General features: G+C 74.5%; 9 protein-coding genes. 1 reads left to right on the top strand and 8 read right to left on the bottom strand.

Translation table 11 applies throughout. From position 1 onward, the window contains the following. Positions 1–899 (top strand): LAETG motif-containing sortase-dependent surface protein (locus tag CCN29_RS16745; RefSeq protein WP_086682813.1); only part of this gene is annotated, 899 nt, incomplete at its 5' end. An 81-nt stretch (positions 900–980) separates the two neighbouring features. On the opposite strand, the gene CCN29_RS16740 is transcribed toward CCN29_RS16745, so the two are convergent. The 8 genes from CCN29_RS16740 to CCN29_RS16705 all read right to left on the bottom strand — a co-directional run bounded on the left by CCN29_RS16740 (position 981) and on the right by CCN29_RS16705 (position 16,420). Beyond that, positions 981–2,783: a GMC family oxidoreductase gene (locus CCN29_RS16740; RefSeq protein WP_086682810.1), complete on the bottom strand. Its 1,803-nt coding sequence runs from the start codon at positions 2,781–2,783 to the stop codon at positions 981–983. 75 nt (positions 2,784–2,858) lie between these two features. Next, a complete protein-coding gene (locus CCN29_RS16735; protein ID WP_006134799.1) occupies positions 2,859–4,472 on the bottom strand; it encodes a succinic semialdehyde dehydrogenase in 1,614 nt (537 codons plus the stop codon). Positions 4,473–4,601: 129 nt separating this feature from the next. After that, entirely contained in the window at positions 4,602–6,410 is a 1,809-nt protein-coding gene (locus CCN29_RS16730) for a serine/threonine-protein kinase (RefSeq protein WP_086682807.1), read from the bottom strand. Positions 6,411–6,555: 145 nt separating this feature from the next. After that, complete coding sequence (locus CCN29_RS16725; RefSeq protein WP_086682804.1) at positions 6,556–7,827, bottom strand: serine/threonine-protein kinase; 1,272 nt, start codon at positions 7,825–7,827, stop codon at positions 6,556–6,558. 83 nt (positions 7,828–7,910) lie between these two features. Further along, the gene (locus CCN29_RS16720) at positions 7,911–9,557 is read right to left on the bottom strand and encodes a serine/threonine-protein kinase (RefSeq protein WP_086682802.1); all 1,647 of its coding nucleotides are present in this window, start codon (positions 9,555–9,557) and stop codon (positions 7,911–7,913) included. Between the two features lie 146 nt (positions 9,558–9,703). Continuing rightward, positions 9,704–12,151, bottom strand: coding sequence for a serine/threonine kinase C-terminal domain-containing protein (locus CCN29_RS16715; RefSeq protein WP_086682799.1), 2,448 nt, complete (start codon positions 12,149–12,151; stop codon positions 9,704–9,706). A gap of 153 nt (positions 12,152–12,304) precedes the next feature. After that, positions 12,305–14,347: a serine/threonine-protein kinase gene (locus CCN29_RS16710; RefSeq protein ID WP_006130721.1), complete on the bottom strand. Its 2,043-nt coding sequence runs from the start codon at positions 14,345–14,347 to the stop codon at positions 12,305–12,307. Between the two features lie 366 nt (positions 14,348–14,713). Beyond that, positions 14,714–16,420, bottom strand: a complete 1,707-nt coding sequence (locus CCN29_RS16705) for a glycerol-3-phosphate dehydrogenase/oxidase (protein ID WP_006130722.1) — start codon at positions 16,418–16,420, stop codon at positions 14,714–14,716. Positions 16,421–16,731 lie beyond the last annotated feature (311 nt).

The raw sequence follows: 16,731 nt of genomic DNA, 5'->3' as shown, positions 1-16,731 counted from the left end.
CCGGCACCGGCGACCAGGACGGACAGCCGGGACAGGACACCGACGGCACCGACGACACCGGCACGGGGACCGAGGACGGAACCGGGACCGGTGACGACAACGGCACCGACGGCTCCGCCTCGTCCTCCCCGTCCGCCACCGCCTCCCCGTCGGCCACCGCCCCCACGCCCAGCCCCAGCGCGAGCGCCCCGGCCGAGGAGGACCCGGAGCTCTGCGTCGACGAGAACGGCGAGAGCACGGCCTCCCTGAGCGACGACCTGCGCAGCGGTCTGTCGGGTCTGCCCGAGACGATCGTCGCGGGGAGCGGCTGGACCACGTTCTCCTTCGACGTCTCCAACCGCGGCGACGAGGACATCACGGACATCAAGCCGCTGATCGGCGTCGCCGCCGTCGGCTGGGAGGACGTCCGGGACTACTCCGGCCGGATCACGGTCCAGGCGTACGACAGGGCGACCGGGAAGTGGAACACGCTCGCGGGCGCCGCGGGCGAGGGTGCCACGTTCGCCGCGTTCTCGCTGGGCGCGGGCCAGTCCGTGTCGTACCAGCTGCGGCTGTCCGTCAGCGGCGAGGTGCCGGACGCGCTCGGCCTCACCGGCGGTTTCGCCGAGTACTCGGACACCGAGGGCTGCTGGGTCGCCGACGACCCGAACGGCTGGATCTACTTCTTCGACATCCTGGCGGCCGGCTCCGACGCCGGTGAGCCGGAGGACGCCAAGCCGCAGACCGGCGGCGTCAAGGAGCTCGACGAGGTCAGCGAGGTCGCCGTCACCGGCAGCCTCGCCGAGACCGGCTCGAACTCCGCCCTGCCGGTGATCGGCCTGGTCGGCGGCGTCGCCGTCGTGGCCGGCGCGGGCGCGCTGTTCGTCGTCCGCCGCCGCAAGGCCGACGCGGAGGCGTGACCGAGGCCGCCCGTGCGGCGGCCCCCTGAACCAGGGGAAAGGACCTGAGCTCGGAGGGGGGCACAGGTCCTTTCCCCTCATTCATGCGCGCGGGCGCTCCTTCTTCGGCGGCACCGCCGGGATGCCCAGGAACGGCAGCTTCAGCGCGCCGAAGGCGTCCGCCGGGACCGCCGGGGACTTCGGCTCCACCGGGCTCAGCCGCCGGTACGTCTCGCCCTGCGCCGGACGCGGGTCCTCCTCGCCCTTGTTGGGCCAGAACGACATCGCCCGCTCCGCCTGCGCGGTGATGGTCAGCGAGGGGTTCACCCCCAGGTTCGCGGAGACCGCGGAGCCGTCGACGACCGTGATGCCGGGGTGTCCGTACAGCCGGTGGTAGGGGTCGATCACGCCTGTCTCGGAGGAGTCGCCGATCGCGCAGCCGCCGAGGAAGTGGGCGGTGAGCGGCATGCCCGTCAGCTCGCCGACGTTGGAGCCGGCGAAGCCGTTGATCTCGGCGGCCAGCGCGGAGGCGCCGTCGGTGGCGGCCTTGATCTGCTTGGGGTTGGGGGCGCCGTGCCCCTGCCGCGCGGTGAGCAGCCCGCGGCCCATCCCGGACGGCTTCACGTACGTGGTCAGGGAGTTGTCCAGGGACTGCATCACCAGGCCGATGATGGTCCGCTCCGACCAGCGCCGGTTGGACAGCGAGCGCAGCAGCAGCCAGGGGTGGCGGGCCGCGTTGCCCAGCCAGCCGAGCACCCGGGCGGCGCCGGAGCCGCCGCCCGCGTACGGCACCTGGAGGATCGACAGGGAGCCCATCGAATTGGAGCCCTTGCCGTAGCGGACCGGCTCGATGTGGGTGTTCGCGTCGGGGTGGATCGACGACGTGATGGCCACGCCCTGGGTGAAGTCGGCCTTCGGCGCGCCGGTGGCCTTGCGGTAGCGCCGGTCGTCGGTCTGCGCGCCGACGAGCGCCTCGGAGTTGGTGCGGGTCAGCTCGCCCAGCCGGTCCGAGAGGTACGGCAGCTGACCGCCCGCCTTCATCCGGTGCAGCAGGGTCTGGGTGCCGTAGGTGCCGGCGGCCAGGACGACCCGGCGGGCGGTGAACATCCGGCCCTTGCCCTTGCGGCGGTCGTCGGTCGGCAGGGTGGCGACGGCGAACCCGCCGCGCGAGTCCTCCGTCACCGACACGACCGTGGTCATCGGGTGCACGACCGCGCCCGCCTTCTCGGCGAGATACAGGTAGTTCTCGTTGAGGGTGTTCTTCGCGCCGTGCCGGCAGCCCGTCATGCACTCGCCGCACTCGGCGCAGGCCCGCCGCGAGGGTCCCGCCCCGCCGAAGTACGGGTCGGGCACCTCCTGCCCGGGCGTGGCCCGCACCTTCCCGTCGGCGTCCTCGCCGTCGCCGAAGAACACCCCGACGGGCGCCATGTGGAAGGTGTCGCCGCAGCCCATCCGCTCGGCGGCCGCCTTCAGGTGCACGTCGGAGGGGGTCATCGTCGGGTTGAGCCGCACGCCGAGCATGCGCCGCGCCTGGTCGTAGTACGGCGCCAGCTCCTCCTGCCAGTCGGTGATGGCGCCCCACTGGGGGTCCTCGAAGAACGGCTTGGGCGGCACGTACAGGGTGTTGGCGTAGTTGAGCGAGCCGCCGCCGACGCCCGCGCCGGCCAGCACCATGACGTTGCCCAGCAGATGGATGCGCTGGATGCCGTACATGCCGAGCTTGGGCGCCCACAGGTAGTTCTTGAGGTCCCAGGAGTTCTTCGGCAGCGCCTCGCGGGTCCAGCGGCGGCCGGCTTCCAGGACGCCGACGGAGTATCCCTTCTCCGTCAGGCGCAGGGCGGTCACGGAGCCGCCGAAGCCGGAGCCGACGACGAGGACGTCGTAGTCGTAAGCGTCTTCAGGCACGGAGGGCTCCCCTTCGAGTTCGCGTGCGGGTCGTGTGTGGCTGGTCGCGCGGCTCTCCGCGCCCGTTCGCGCGTCTCACCGGAACCGGAGTGTCTTCATCAGGCGCAGGCTGCGGCTCATGAAGGCCGCGTACTTCTCGTCGTCCATGCCGAGCGACGGCGCCATCGGCAGCAGCCGCTGCTCGGCGACGGTCTGGGCCTCGGTGTACTTGAGGATCCCCTCCGAGCCGTGCCGGCGGCCGAGACCGGAGTCCTTCATCCCGCCCATCGGGGACTGCACGCTGCCGTACGCGGACGCGTAGCCCTCGTTGACGTTCACCGTGCCGGTGCGCAGGCGGGCGGCGATCTCCCGGCCGCGGCGGGCGTTCCTCGTCCACACCGACGAGTTGAGCCCGTACGACGTCCCGTTGGCGCGCTCGACCGCCTCGTCGTCGGAGGAGAAGCGGTAGACGGAGACGACCGGGCCGAAGGTCTCCTCCGTGCACACGCTCATCGGGGCCTCGACGCCGTCGAGGATGGTCGGCTCGTAGAAGTAGGGGCCGATGTCCGGGCGGGCGGTGCCGCCGGCGAGGACCTTGGCGCCCTTGGCGACGGCGTCCTCGACGTGCCGGGTCACCGCGTCCAGCTGGCGCTGCCCGACCAGGGAGCCCATGTCGGCGCCGTAGGCGAGGGCGGCGCCCAGGCGCAGCGCCTTGGTGCGGGCGGCGAAGCGCTCCAGGAAGGCGTCGGCGACCGCCTCGTGGACGTAGAGCCGCTCGATGGAGATGCACAGCTGGCCGGCGGAGGAGAAGCAGGCGCGGACGGCGCCGGCGGCGGCCTTGTCGAGGTCGGCGTCCTCCAGCACCAGCATGGCGTTCTTGCCGCCGAGTTCGAGGGAGACGCCGACCAGGCGGGCGGCGGCGCCCTGGGCGACCTCGCGGCCGGTGCGGGTGGAGCCGGTGAACGAGACGTAGTCGGCGTGCCGGACGACCTCGGGGCCGACGACCGGGCCCTCGCCGAGGACGACCTGGAACACGTCGGCGGGCAGTCCGGCCTCGATCAGCAGGTCGCGGGCCCACAGCGCGGTCAGGCAGGTCTCCGTGTCGGGCTTCATCACGACGGCGTTGCCCGCGACGAACGCCGGGAGGGCGTCGCCGACGGACAGTTCCAGCGGGTAGTTCCAGGGCGCGATCTGGCCGACGACGCCGCGCGGGTGGCGCAGCTCGGAGACCTTCGTCAGCACCGGCACGGCGCCTGTGTGCCGCTTGGGCCGCAGATAGGCGGCGGCGCGGCGGCCGTAGTGGCGGGCGGCGACGGCGACCGCCTGGACCTCCTCGTGCGCGTGCAGCCGGGCCTTGCCGGTCTCCAGCTGGATCAGGTCCAGCACCTCGGCCTGCCGGCCGAGCACCAGGTCGTGGAAGCGCAGCAGCACGGCGGCGCGCTCCCGGACCGGTGTCCGCGCCCACACGGCCTGGGCGGCGCGGGCCGCGTCGAACGCCTTCGCCACGTCCTCGGGCGTCGACTCGGGCAGGTCGGCCAGCTTCGCGCCGGTGAACGGCGCGTGGCTCGCGGTGCGACCGGAGCCGGCGACGCCCTTGGTGAGCTGGGCGACCAGTTCCGGCGTGACCACGTCGGCGGCGGTGCGTGCGCCCTGGGGGGCGGGGGCCAGGGGGTTGGTGCCGGTCGTTTCCCGGGTCTGCGCGTCCGTCATGAGCCGCAGGGTATGCCTGGCGGAACACTTTGTGTACCCGTCGGTAACAGATTCACCGACCGCTCACACACCGCCAGTGAACGCTGGCACCGAACCCCCTGATCAGGGCGTTGACGCGCCGTCCCGGGCTCAGAGCTTGTGGACGTCCCAGGAGTCGATGACGGTACGGGCGATGTCCCGGCCGTCGTCGGCGAAGTAGCCCGTGCCCGGGTACACGATCCACAGCCGGTACATGTCGCCGCTCGTGTTGCGGTAGTACATGACCCGCACCTCGCGCACCGTCGCCGGGTCGGTCGTCGTCGTGTAGACGATGGTGTTCGTGGCCGCCTCGCGGTCCTTGTACGTGGTCTCGCGCGGCTTGCCCTTCGGGGCGGGCGTGTCGGCGATGCCCCAGCTGTACTCGCCGTCCCTGAGCTCCTCCCAGTGGGCGAACGCGCGCTCCGACGCCGAGCCCTCGATCGCGCCGTCGGTGTCCTCCGCCTTGAGGTCGCGGTTGACCTCGACGCTCACCAGCCCGCTCGGGTCGGTGAAGGAGGCGACGGTCCCGTCCGAGTCCGCGGGCTGCTTGTTCTTCACGAAGCCCTCCGGCACCGCGACGGCGACGCCCACCCGGTCCCCCAGGTCGTACCGCTTCCAGCCGTCCGGCAGCGGCCCCGCGAACGGGTCGGCGATCAGCAGGTACGCGGCCAGCGCTCCCGCGACGACCGCCGCGCCGAGTCCCGTCAGCGTCTTCCGGCCGATCCGTACGCCCTTGCCGCCCTCGGCGAACCGGACCACCTGGGTGGGCGCCGGCGCGGGCGGGTGCGCGGCGGCCTCCAGCGCGGCGCGCACCTGCCGGGCCGTGGGGCGGCGCGCCGGGTCCTTCTGCAGCAGCGCGGTGATGACGTCGGCCAGCGGGCCCCGCGCGGAGGCGGGCGGCGCCGGCGTGGCGTTGAGGACGGACTGGAGGGTGGCCGGCGTGTTGCTGCGCCGGAACGGCGACACGCCCTCCGTCGCCGCGTACAGCACCACGCCGAGCGACCACAGGTCGGAGGCGGGGCCGGGGCGCTGGCCCAGCACCCGCTCCGGGGCGATGTACTCGGGCGAGCCGACGAAGCCGCCGGTGTCGGTCAGGTTGGTGTCGCCCTCGATCCGGGCGATGCCGAAGTCGGTGAGGACGACCCGGTCGTGACGGCCCAGCAGCACGTTGTCCGGCTTGACGTCCCGGTGCAGGACGCCCGCCGCGTGCGCGGCCTCCAGCGCGCCCAGCACCTCCAGGCCGACGCGGGCGGCCTCGCGCGCGGAGAGCGTGCCCTCCTCCTGGAGCACCGCGCCGAGCGAGCGTCCCCGGACGAGCTCCATCACGATCCACGGCCGGCCGTCGACCACGGCGACGTCGTGGACGTTGACCACGGCGGGGTGGTCGAGCCGGGCGGCGGCGCGGGCCTCGCGGCGCATCCGCTCGAAGGCGTTGGCCCGTTCACGTTCGGGAAGGTGGTCGGGGACCCGGGGCTCCTTGACGGCGACCTCGCGGTCCATCGTCTCGTCCTGGGCCCGCCACACGGTGCCCATGCCGCCGTGACCGAGCTTGGCGAGCAGCCGGTAACGCCCGGCGACGACCCGCCCGGCGCCGGGGTCGGCGGCGGACGGACCGGGCGTGTTGGGCGTGCCGGACGCGCCGGGCGTGCTCCGGTCGCCCGCCGGGGCGGACGGGGTCTGCCGGGGTCCGCTCCCCGGCGCGCCGTCCCGTGCGCGGGCGCCGTCCGGCGCGGGACGGCCCGCCCGGTGGTGCGCGGGCGTGTGCGCCTGACCGGCCCCCTGCGGCGGGACCGGGACGGTCGGCGTCGCGTACGGGTTGCCGGGGTGCGGCACGGCGGCCGGCGGGTTCGGGTCGGGCGGTTGCAGACCATAACTGGTCGGCTCGTTCGCCCCGTTGTGTGCTCCCCCGTCACTGCTCATGGTCCATCCATACCGTGCCGGACCGCCGCCGTTCCACAGCGGGCCGCCACCGGTCACACACCCGTGACCGACGCCGGGACTTATGCCGCTTTGATGCCGCTATGCGGGCGCGTTCCAGAAGGCTGTGCGGGCGAGTGCCATACGCCTACGCGGCCGAGGCGGACGGTGAGGTGTCCGGTGTCGCCGGTGTCCCGCTGCCCGACGGCGTGGCGCCGGCCCCCGTGGGCGTCGGCGCGGTCCGACGCGGGGTGGTGGCGGGCGGCACGGGCCCGGGCGTCGACCCGGTCACGGAGGTGCCGGGCGCGTTGGTGCTCGGCGTGCCGCCGCCTCCCTCACCGTCCCGGTCCTGGAGCAGCAGCGCCCCCGCGGTCACGCCCGCCCCGGCCAGCGCGGCGATCACCAGCGCCGCCACCAGCGCGCCCCGCGTGGGCTGCCGGCGTACGGGACGGCCGCCCGGCGTGTACCGCGGGGCGGCCTCGGGCACCTCCCGCCACACCGGGTGCCGGCGGCGCGGCGGCTCACGGTCCGGGAGCATCTCGAGCGGGGCCGTCTCGGGCGTACGGCCGGTCGCGAGGAAGGCGCGCAGCATCCGTTCGGCCCGGTCGGCGTCCAGCCGCCGGTCCGGGTCGCGCTCCAGCAGGCCGCGCACCACGGGCAGGATGGGCCCGGCCTGCGCGGGCGGCCTGATCTCGTCGACCACCACCGCGTGCAGCACGCCGCTCAGCGAGTCCCGGCGGAACGGCGACTCGCCGCTGAGCGCCGCGCACAGCAGCGCGCCCAGCGACCACAGGTCCGACTCGGGCCCGGTCCGTGCCCCCGACATCCGCTCCGGGGCGGTGTACTCGGGGGAGCCGACGAACGAACCGCTCTCGGTGAGCGTGGTCGAGCCGGGCATCTGGGCGATGCCGAAGTCGGTGAGCAGCACCCGGTCGGTGCCGTTCTCCAGCAGCACGTTGGCGGGCTTGAGGTCCCGGTGCAGCACCCCGGCCGCGTGTGCGGCGCGCAGTGCGCCCAGCAGGTCGACGCCGATCCGCGCGGCCTCCGCCGCGTCCACCGGCCCGTCGGCGGCCATCCGCTCGGCGAGGGACGGTCCGTCGATCAACTCCAGGACGATGTAAGGGCGTTCGTCGTCCTCGACGACGTCGTGCACGACGATGATGTTCGGGTGGCTGAGCTGGGCCAGGGCGCGCGCCTCGCGCAGGGTGCGTTCCCGCTGCCGGCGGGCGTCGGCCGCGGTGAGCGTGTCGTCGAAGGGCAGTTCCTTCACCGCGACGCCCCGGCCGAGCAGTTGGTCCGTGGCCCGCCACACCACGCCCATACCGCCACGCCCGAGTAACTCCTCCAAGCGGTAACGTCCCGCCACGACGCGGGCGTTGGCCCCGTCGGTCCCGTAGTCCGGCTCCCCCTCGGTCACCATGCGCCCATCATGCCCCACCGGATGTGTTCGCTCCGGTACGGCGATTCGGCCAACGGGCGCACGTCCGCGCACGCCGGGGGCGGTCAGGGCTCGCGCCAGCCTCTGAGAATCGTCTCGAACTGCTGCCTGGTGGTCTCCCAGTCCTCGGCGGGCCCGGACATGTAGAGGGCGTACTCCACGCCGTCGCGCGTGAGGTACATCTGGTCCACCGCCCGGCGCGGCCCGGGGAACTCGGTGTCCTTGGGCAGCGCGGTCCAGCTGTACTCCAGGCGCGCCGCCTCGCGGTCGCGGTAGGTCAGGCGCTTGAGATCGATCCGCTGGTAGTCGACGAGACGGCCGCCGATCTGCTGGTCGAGGTCGCTGAGGTGGTCGAACGGGTCGTCGAAGTCGGGGGCGTCGTCGGCGGCTATGCGCAGGAAGTGCTCGCCGCCGTCGGGGGTGTAGTCGACCTGCCGGGTCTCCTCGTCGAACAGCACCCGTTCCCAGTGCTCGCCAGGCAGGACGACGGTGAACCCGAAGGGGTCGCTGCGGCGCACCCACCCCTCGGGCAGGCTGTCCTCGGTGGGTCCGCCGGTGTCCGACACGCCGGGTGTCTTCCCGGGGTCGGCGGTCCCGGTCGGCGACGCCGTGGTGCCGCCGCGGTCGTGCTGCTGCTGGAGCACCACCGCCGTGCCCCCGCCGATGATCGCGGCCAGCGCGACGACCAGCGCGATGGTCCGCCCGCGCGAGCGCCGGCGCCCCACCGCGGGCGTTCCGTACGGTGCCTGAACAGCCGTGGAGCCGCTGCCCCGCGGGGGGACCGGCACGCCGTACGCCGGTGCCGCGGGCGCGCCCGGGTGCGGTCCGGCCTGGCGCGGCGGCGGGACGTGTGTGTTCACGGCCTGGGTGGGCACGTACTCCTGCGCCGCGCGGGGGCGGCGTCCCTCCGCGGCCTCGGCGAGCATCTGCTCGGCCGTCGCGGCGTCGGGCCGGGTGGCCGGATCCTTCCGCAGAAGCGCGCCGATGACGGGCGCGAGCGGGCCGGCGTGCTGGAGCGGATCGGCCTCCTCCTCCACGACGGCCTGCATGGTGGTGAGCGGCGAGGTGCGGCGGAACGGCGACATGCCCTCCACCGCGGTGTAGAGGGTCGCGCCGAGCGCCCACAGGTCGGACGCGGGGCCGGGGTCGTGACCGCGGACCCGTTCGGGCGCCAGGTAGTCGACGGACCCGACGACCTCGCCGGTGCGGGTGATGGCCGCGTCGCCGTCTATCTGCGCGATGCCGAAGTCGGTGAGCAGCACCCGGCCGTCCCGGCCGAGCAGCACGTTGCCGGGCTTGACGTCGCGGTGCAGGACGCCGGCGGCGTGCGCGGCGCGCAGGGCGCGCAGTACCCACAGGCCGATGCGGGCGGCCTCGCGCGGCTCGACGCGCTCCTGCTCCTTGACCGCGTCGGCCAGCGAGCGGCCCTCGACCAGCTCCATGACGATCCACGGCCGGCCGTCGTGCTCCAGCACGTCGTGCACGGTGACGACGGCCGAGTGGTTGATCCGCGCGGCGGCCCGCGCCTCCGCGCGGGTGCGGGCCAGCAGGGTGGTCCGTTCGCTGTCGGAGACGTAGAGCGCGGCGGTGAGTTCCTTGATGGCGACGGAACGGTGCAGCACCTCGTCGTGTGCGCGCCACACCCGGCCCATGCCACCGCTCCCGATGGATTCGCCGAGTCGGTAGCGGCCCGCGACGAGCGAGCCCTGCATCTGATTCACGTTGCCCCGCAATGGTCTTGACAGGGTCAGGGTAGGTACCCCGGCCCGTCCTGGGAACCGAGGGGGTGCCAGAGAGACCGCACTGTGATGGTTTGTCGCGCCCCCGCGTCGCGCCTCCCCCGCCGGTCGGCCGGTGGTCAGCCAGTGTGCCGGTACGTGGCGGCCGCCTGCTCGTAGAGCCGTGTCACCTCGTCCCGTTCGCCGTCCGGGCCGCGCACCTGGAGCACGTGGTAACGGCCGTCGATCAGTGCGGCGAGGTTGCGCACGTAGAGCTCGCCCCGGTCGCCGGTCCAGGTGAACTGGCCCTCGGCCATGACCCGTCCGCCGACCTCGATGGTCTTCAGCCCGGTGGAGGTGGCCCAGCTGGAGTCGCGGTACGGCTGGAGCTCGCGCTCGGCGTCCCGCTGGTACGCCATCGGGTCGCCGCCGAACTGCTGGGCGCTGTCCCGGCCCGGCACCACGATGAGCTCGAAGTCGCCCTTCGCGTACACGACCTGGCCGCTGCCGTTCTTGCCGGTGCGCTGCCAGCCCTCGGCGACGGCGACCTGGAAGCCCTCGGGGTCCTTGCGCAGCGTGAAGCCGTCGGCGACCTCGGGACCGGTGGTCTGCGTCTCGGTGGACGCGGCCGACGTCTCGGGGCTGCTGCGCGGCCCCTCGCCGCCGCTCGGGGAGGTGTCGCCGTCCGGGCGTCCCGCGTCGTCCGAGGGGCTCGGGGCGGCCCCGCCGGCGGCCGGGGTGCGGTCGGCGGAGGGCGACCCGGTGGTCTCCTCGCCGGCCTTCGGCATGAACAGCACCGCGTACGCGACCGCCGCCGCCAGGGCGAGCAGCACCAGCAGGAGCAGCGTGCGGCCCAGGCGACGCGGCGAACCCGCCTGCGACGCCGCTTTCTTGTGCCGTCCGTGCCGTGCGGGCAGCCCGGCGCGCCGCCTGCGCACGAGCTCGCCCCGGCGCCTTATGACCGGCAGACGCTTGGCGTCCACCGGCGGGGCCGTTATGACGTTCAGGCCCGCCTCGGGCTCGGGAGCCGAGCGCACCAGCGACCGCAGCCAGCCGCGCAGCTCCTCGAAGTCGGGCCGCTCCAGGGGGTCCTGACGCAGCAGCGACTCCACGACGGGGCGCAGCGGGCCGCACTCCTCGGCGAAGGCGGGCGGCTCGGCGCACACCATCTGCACCAGCTCGGCCGTCGACTCCTCCGGGTAGGGGGCGTGCCCCTGCACGGCGCGGAACAGCAGCGCGCCCAGCGCCCACAGGTCGGTGACGGGTCCGATCGGCGGGGCGAGCTGCCAGTTCTCGTGCACGGGCCCGGCCTGCTCGGGGGCCCAGCGCTCGGTGACGGGCCCGACGACGGCCATCCGCGCCTGCCGGGCACGCTCGGCGGCCAGCGCCGTGGCGGGACCTCGGCGCGCGGGGGCGCGCGGGGCCGGCGCGTCCCAGCTTCCGGCGGGGGCCGCTGCGGAGGCGTCCGACGCGGATTCCGGGGTGCCGCTCGCCTGTGCGCCGATGCGGGGCGCGGTCCCGGGCCGGCCGGGGGCCGCCACTCCGTACGGGTCGGCTATCTGTCCCGGGGGCGACGAGGGCCGCTGCCCGGCGCCCTCGTCGGAAGCGGGCCGCGCGCCGGGCAGCGCGCGGGAGCCCTGCTGGGCCTCCTGCACGCGCGCCGCGGCCCGGGCGCCCGCACGGTAGGCGGCGATGGCCCCGGCCCGCGCCGCGCGCACGTCGCCCGCGCTGTCCAGGGCGCGGGGCGCCACCACGGGCGAGAGGTCGCCGGGCCCGCCGGTGGTGCCGCCGCCGCCCGGCAGCCGTCCCGCGCGCGCCTCGATGGCCGCGCGGCGCGCCGCGTCCGGGTCGGGACCGGCAGCGAGCCCGGGCGGCCAGGCCGGTCCGCGCCCGCCGTCCGGTCCGGCGCCCGGGCCGAGCGCCTCGAGCGCCGCCCCCGGCTCCGGTTCGTCGTCGTCGGCGGGCGGCACCGGGTCGTAGCCGCACAGCGCCTCCTCGGCCGCGCCGACGGCCAGCCCGGTGAGCATCACCCGGCCGTCGTCGCAGACCAGGACCGTGCGCGCGGTGACGTTTCGGTGCACCCAGCCGTGGGAGTGCAGCACCCGCAGGGCGGTGAGCACGTCGGAGGCGACCTCGGCGGCCCGGTACGGGGACAGCGGCTTCTCGGCGAGCAGCGCGGCCAGCGGGCGGGCGGCGACGTACTCGCTGACGATCCACAGCGAACCGCCCTCCGCGAACACGTCGAAGACCTGGTCCAGGCGCGGATGGTCGGGCAGGGCCGCGGCGGCCTGCGCGGCCTCCACGGCGCGCCGCACGACCGGGTCGGCGGGCCGGCGCACCGCGCCCCGGGCGGCGCCGGGCACGCCCCGGCCGCGCCGCGCTCCGTCCCGGGCGGTGAAGCCCTCGGGCAGCCCTTCCGCGTCCAGCACCTCGGCCTCGACGACCTCCGGCAGCGGCACCTGCCGGACCAGGACCTCCTGGCCGCTGTAGGTGTCGAAGGCGCGGCTCTCGGTCAGCTCGTACTCGTCGGACGGAGGCAGGGGCAGGCGGTAGCGGTCGGCGAGAACCCGTCCCGCATAGTCGTCCACGTTGCCTCCCCCGGCACTACGGTCGGTCAGTTCCGTTCTCCGGACGGCCCGTTCCCGCTCCGTACGGTCCGCAACCACTCACGATACGTGCCGGAGGCAACCCGCAGAGCGGGGATGCCACATCTGGATCCCCGATCCGCGGGCCCGGCGCGCTCAGGACTTCGGGCGGAACGTCTGCGTCAGCGTCCGCCACGTGTTCCTGCGCTGCTCGCCGTCCCACGCGTCGGCCTTCGCCGTGTACATCAGCCCGTACCCCAGGCCGTCGTTGACGACGGTACCCCGGTCCACGGAGCGGTACTTCACGCCGCCGTCGACGTAGGTGAACTCCCAGTCGGCCGTCTTCCAGCCGCGGTACTCCACCGGCACGATCCGTATGCGCTTGTACTGAGGGCGCACCATGTAGCCCTCCTGCGCCTTCCAGTCGGCGACCGGGTCGTCCTTGGGCGTGGTGGTCCAGCCGATGAGCAGCTTCTGCCCGTCCGGCCCCGTGAAGCGGTCGCCGGCCTCGTCGGACGACGTGTACTTCCAGCCCTTGGGCAGACCGATCGAGTACCCCTGCTGCCCTTGGTGCGTCGTGTGCGCCGCGGCCTTGCCCGCGCCGCCGTCGCCGGCGTCCGCCGAGCCGCCGGGCGCGTCGCCGCCCTTGCCGGTGGTGTCGGGGGAGGCTTCCTTGCCCGCGCCCGTGCCCGAGTCCGAGGAGGCGGTGGCGGAGCCGTCGGTGTGGGCGCCGCCCTCGTCGTCCTTCCTGGTTTCGGCGCTGGGGGTGCTCTCCGCCACGGTCCGGCCGCCGCCGGGGCCCTGGGCGCCCTTGCCGTCCTCGTCGTCGCCGCCGAGGGTGAGGGCGAGCACCGTGCCGATCACGGCGAGCACCACGACCAGCGCGATGACGACCAGCGTGCGGCGCGGCACCACGTCGGTGATCGAGGCGCGCGGCACGGGCCGCGCGGGCAGGTCCGGCGGGGTCATCACGGGCCAGCCCGAACTGCGGCCGCCGGTGGCCGCGTTGGCGCCGCGGGCGCCTCCCGCCCCGCGTGCGGCTCCGGCCGTCCCGGCGGCGGGGCTCGCGGTGGTCGCGGAGTGTGTGGTGGACCGGGTGGCGGCGGCCGGCTCGGTGTCCGGGGTGCGGGTCGCCGCTCCGGACGCCGAGGCGGACGGGGTGCCGCCGGACCTGGTGCGGGCGGCGCCGGCCGCGCCGGCCGCCACCGCGGCCTTGCGCACGGACCGCAGCGCGCCGCGCAGCTTCTCCTCGCCCCGCTTGGCCCCGCTCTCCCGCGTGCCGGGCTGCTCGGGCAGCGGCACGACGCGGGTGGCGTCGGCCGCCCGGCCGTCGGCGTCCTTGGTGTCGGGGGCGCTGAGGACGGCGGTCAGCATGGCCCGCGCGGCGCGGTCGTCGAGCCGCTGGGCGGGGTCCTTGTTGAGCAGGCCGTGGATGACGTCCCGGAGGGGGCCGGCGTTCTTCGGCTCCTCCAGCGGCTCGGTCATCACGGCGGTCAGCGTCGCGATCGCGGAGCCCTTGTCGTAGGGCGGGGTGCCCTCGACCGCCGCGTACAGCAGGCCGCCGAGCGACCACAGGTCGGCCGCCGGTCCGGGCTTGTGGCCGCGGGCACGCTCCGGGGAGATGTAGCTGGGGGCGCCGACGAGCATGCCGGTCGAGGTGATGGACGGGTCGCCCTCGACCTGGGCGATGCCGAAGTCGGTGAGCACGACCCGGCCGTCGTCGGCGATCAGCACGTTGGACGGCTTCACGTCGCGGTGCAGGATGCCCTCGCGGTGCGCGGAGCGCAGCACGTCGAGCACGGCGAGCCCGACCTCGGCGGCGCGGCGCGGCTCCAGCAGGCCGTCCTCCCGGATGACCTCGGCGAGCGACTTGCCCTCGACGAGCTCCATGACGATCCAGGGCCGGTCGTCCTCCTGGACCACGTCGAACACGGTCACGGCGCTGGTGTTGCGGATCCGTGCGATCGCCTTGGCCTCGCGCAGCGTCCGGGTGATCAGCCGCCGCTTCTCCTCCTCGTCGATGTTCGACGGGAAGCGGAGCTCCTTGACGGCGACCGTACGGCCGAGGGTCTCGTCCTCGGCCCGCCACACCGTCCCCATGCCGCCGCGGCCGAGCACGTCTCCCAGCCGGTACCGCCCGGCGAGGAGACGTGCGCTCTTGTCCTGACGGGATGTCCCCGCCCGCTCCGCCTCCGACATGCGTCCCCTCATGCAACCCGCCCTGACAGAGCCTTCATTGTCCCTCACCCGACAAGCGCCCGACGCCCAGGGTGCCCCTGTCCGCCCACCGGACGCGGTGGGCGGACCGGCGAGGGAACGAAGCGTTCCTCCACTCTGCCGTACGGGTCCCGACAAAGACGGACCTGAAGCGCGCCGATTCGGTCACAGTGTGCCGTTCTGACGTGCCGTCACCGGAGTCGGCGGGCGTCCCGGAGCGCGGTCCGCTGGCTGTCGGCGGCACGGAACCGGCCACGCGCATGGCCTGGTCGCGTGCCGGACGCGTCCGGAGAGGTCGCCTCTCGCACACCGAGGGCCGGCCCCACCGGCCGTGAGGCGCCCCGCCGCCTACAGCGGCACGATGTCCGGCGCGCCCAGCCGGGCCGCGTCCGCCGTCAGGTCGTCGGGCTGCCGCTGCGACTCCCGCTCCGCCTCCACCCGCTTCTCGTAGTGCCGCACCTCGCGGTCGATCTGGCCGCTGTCCCAGCCCAGCACGGGCGCCATCAGCTCGGCGGCCTCGCGCGCGCTGCGCGTGCCCCGGTCGAACGTCTCGATGGATATGCGCGTGCGCCGGGTCAGCACGTCCTCCAGATGGCGCGCGCCCTCGTGCGAGGCGGCGTAGACGACCTCGGCGCGCAGATAGTCGTCGGCGGCCTGGAGCGGCTCGCCCAGGGACGGGTCGGAGGCGACGAGGTCCAGCACCTCCTCGGCGAGCGCCCCGTACCGCTGGAGCAGGTGCTCCACGCGGACCGGGTGCAGGCCGGTGCGGGCCGCCGTGCGGGCGCGGCCGTTCCACAGGGCGTGGTAGCCCTCGGCGCCCACCAGCGGGGTGTCCTCGGTGACGCAGTCCGCGACGCGCAGGTCGAGTCCGTGCACCGCGGCGTCCACGGCGTCCTTGGCCATCACCCGGTACGTCGTGTACTTGCCGCCCGCGACGACGACCAGGCCGGGGACCGGGTGCGCGACCGTGTGCTCCCGGGACAGCTTGCTGGTGGCGTCCGACTCGCCGGCCAGCAGCGGGCGCAGCCCCGCGTACACCCCTTCGACGTCGTCCCGGGTGAGCGGCACCGCGAGGACGGAGTTGACGTGCTCCAGCAGGTAGTCGATGTCGGCGCTGGACGCGGCCGGATGCGCCTTGTCGAGGTCCCAGTCGGTGTCGGTGGTGCCGACGATCCAGTGCCGGCCCCAGGGGATGACGAACAGCACGGACTTCTCGGTGCGCAGGATGAGCCCGGTGGTGGAGTGGATGCGGTCCTTGGGCACGACCAGGTGGATGCCCTTGGAGGCGCGCACGTGGAACTGGCCCCGCTCGCCGACCATCGCCTGGGTGTCGTCGGTCCACACCCCGGTGGCGTTGACCACCTGCTTGGCGCGGATCTCGTACTCGCCGCCGCCCTCCACGTCCTGCACGCGGGCGCCGACGACCCGCTCGCCCTCGCGCAGGAACCCGGTCACGCGGGCGCCGTTGGCGGTTTTCGCGCCGTACGCCGCGGCCGTGCGCACGAGGGTGAGCACGAAGCGGGCGTCGTCCATCTGGGCGTCGTAGTACTGGAGGGCGCCGACCAGCGCGTCCTTCTTCAGGCAGGGCGCGACCCGCAGGGCGTGACGGCGGCTCAGGTGACGGTGCACCGGGATGCCCCGTCCGTGGCCGTGGGTCATCGCCATGGTGTCGTAGAGCGCGACGCCCGCCCCGGCGTAGAGCCGCTCCCAGCCGCGGTGCTGAAGCGGGTACAGGAACGGCACCGGGCGCACGAGGTGCGGGGCGAGCTTCTCCAGCAGCAGGCCGCGCTCCTTCAGCGCCTCGCGGACGAGGGCGAAGTCCAGCATCTCGAGATAGCGCAGCCCGCCGTGGATCAGCTTGCTGGAGCGGCTGGAGGTGCCCGACGCCCAGTCACGCGCCTCGACCAGTCCCGTGGACAGGCCGCGGGTCGCCGCGTCGAGCGCCGTGCCCGCGCCGACCACGCCACCGCCCACCACCAGTACGTCCAGCTCGCGCTCCGCCATGGACGCCAGTGATTCGGCGCGCTGCGCCGGCCCCAGTGTCGCTGTCCTCACCGCTGCCTCCCGGTCATCGGTCGCATCGGCCGCACCCGTCGGGCGAAGCCCGGTCTCCCACCCTCATGCCCAGATTCTGACCGCGTTGCCCGACTTCAGCCACACGCCGCCTCGGCCTGTGGACAACCACGGGTGTCACAGCCTGTGGACGACCCCGCCGGAGACACCGCCGGGGACGCCGCCGGGCCGCCGACCGGACGACTCACCGAAAACCAGCCGACCAATCCCACATATCGGTCATATTTACTCCTAGTCTGACATTGCGCTCGCCTGTCCAGTCCACAGCGCTTGCGCACCTGTCGCACTCCGGC

The sequence above is a fragment of the Streptomyces pseudogriseolus genome (assembly GCA_002154585.1).
Classification (GTDB): Bacteria; Actinomycetota; Actinomycetes; order Streptomycetales; family Streptomycetaceae; genus Streptomyces; species Streptomyces pseudogriseolus.
Note: the sequence above shows the minus strand (reverse complement) of the source record. Positions and strands in the feature narration are given on the sequence as shown.

Bases quoted from the DNA above. Each gene is read 5' to 3' on its own strand.
- CCN29_RS16735 (WP_006134799.1), bottom strand. From the start codon at position 4,472: ATGACGGACGCGCAGACCCGGGAAACGACCGGCACCAACCCCCTGGCC.
- CCN29_RS16730 (WP_086682807.1), bottom strand. From the start codon at position 6,410: ATGAGCAGTGACGGGGGAGCACACAACGGGGCGAACGAGCCGACCAGT.
- CCN29_RS16725 (WP_086682804.1), bottom strand. From the start codon at position 7,827: ATGGTGACCGAGGGGGAGCCGGACTACGGGACCGACGGGGCCAACGCC.
- CCN29_RS16720 (WP_086682802.1), bottom strand. From the start codon at position 9,557: ATGCAGGGCTCGCTCGTCGCGGGCCGCTACCGACTCGGCGAATCCATC.
- CCN29_RS16710 (WP_006130721.1), bottom strand. From the start codon at position 14,347: ATGTCGGAGGCGGAGCGGGCGGGGACATCCCGTCAGGACAAGAGCGCA.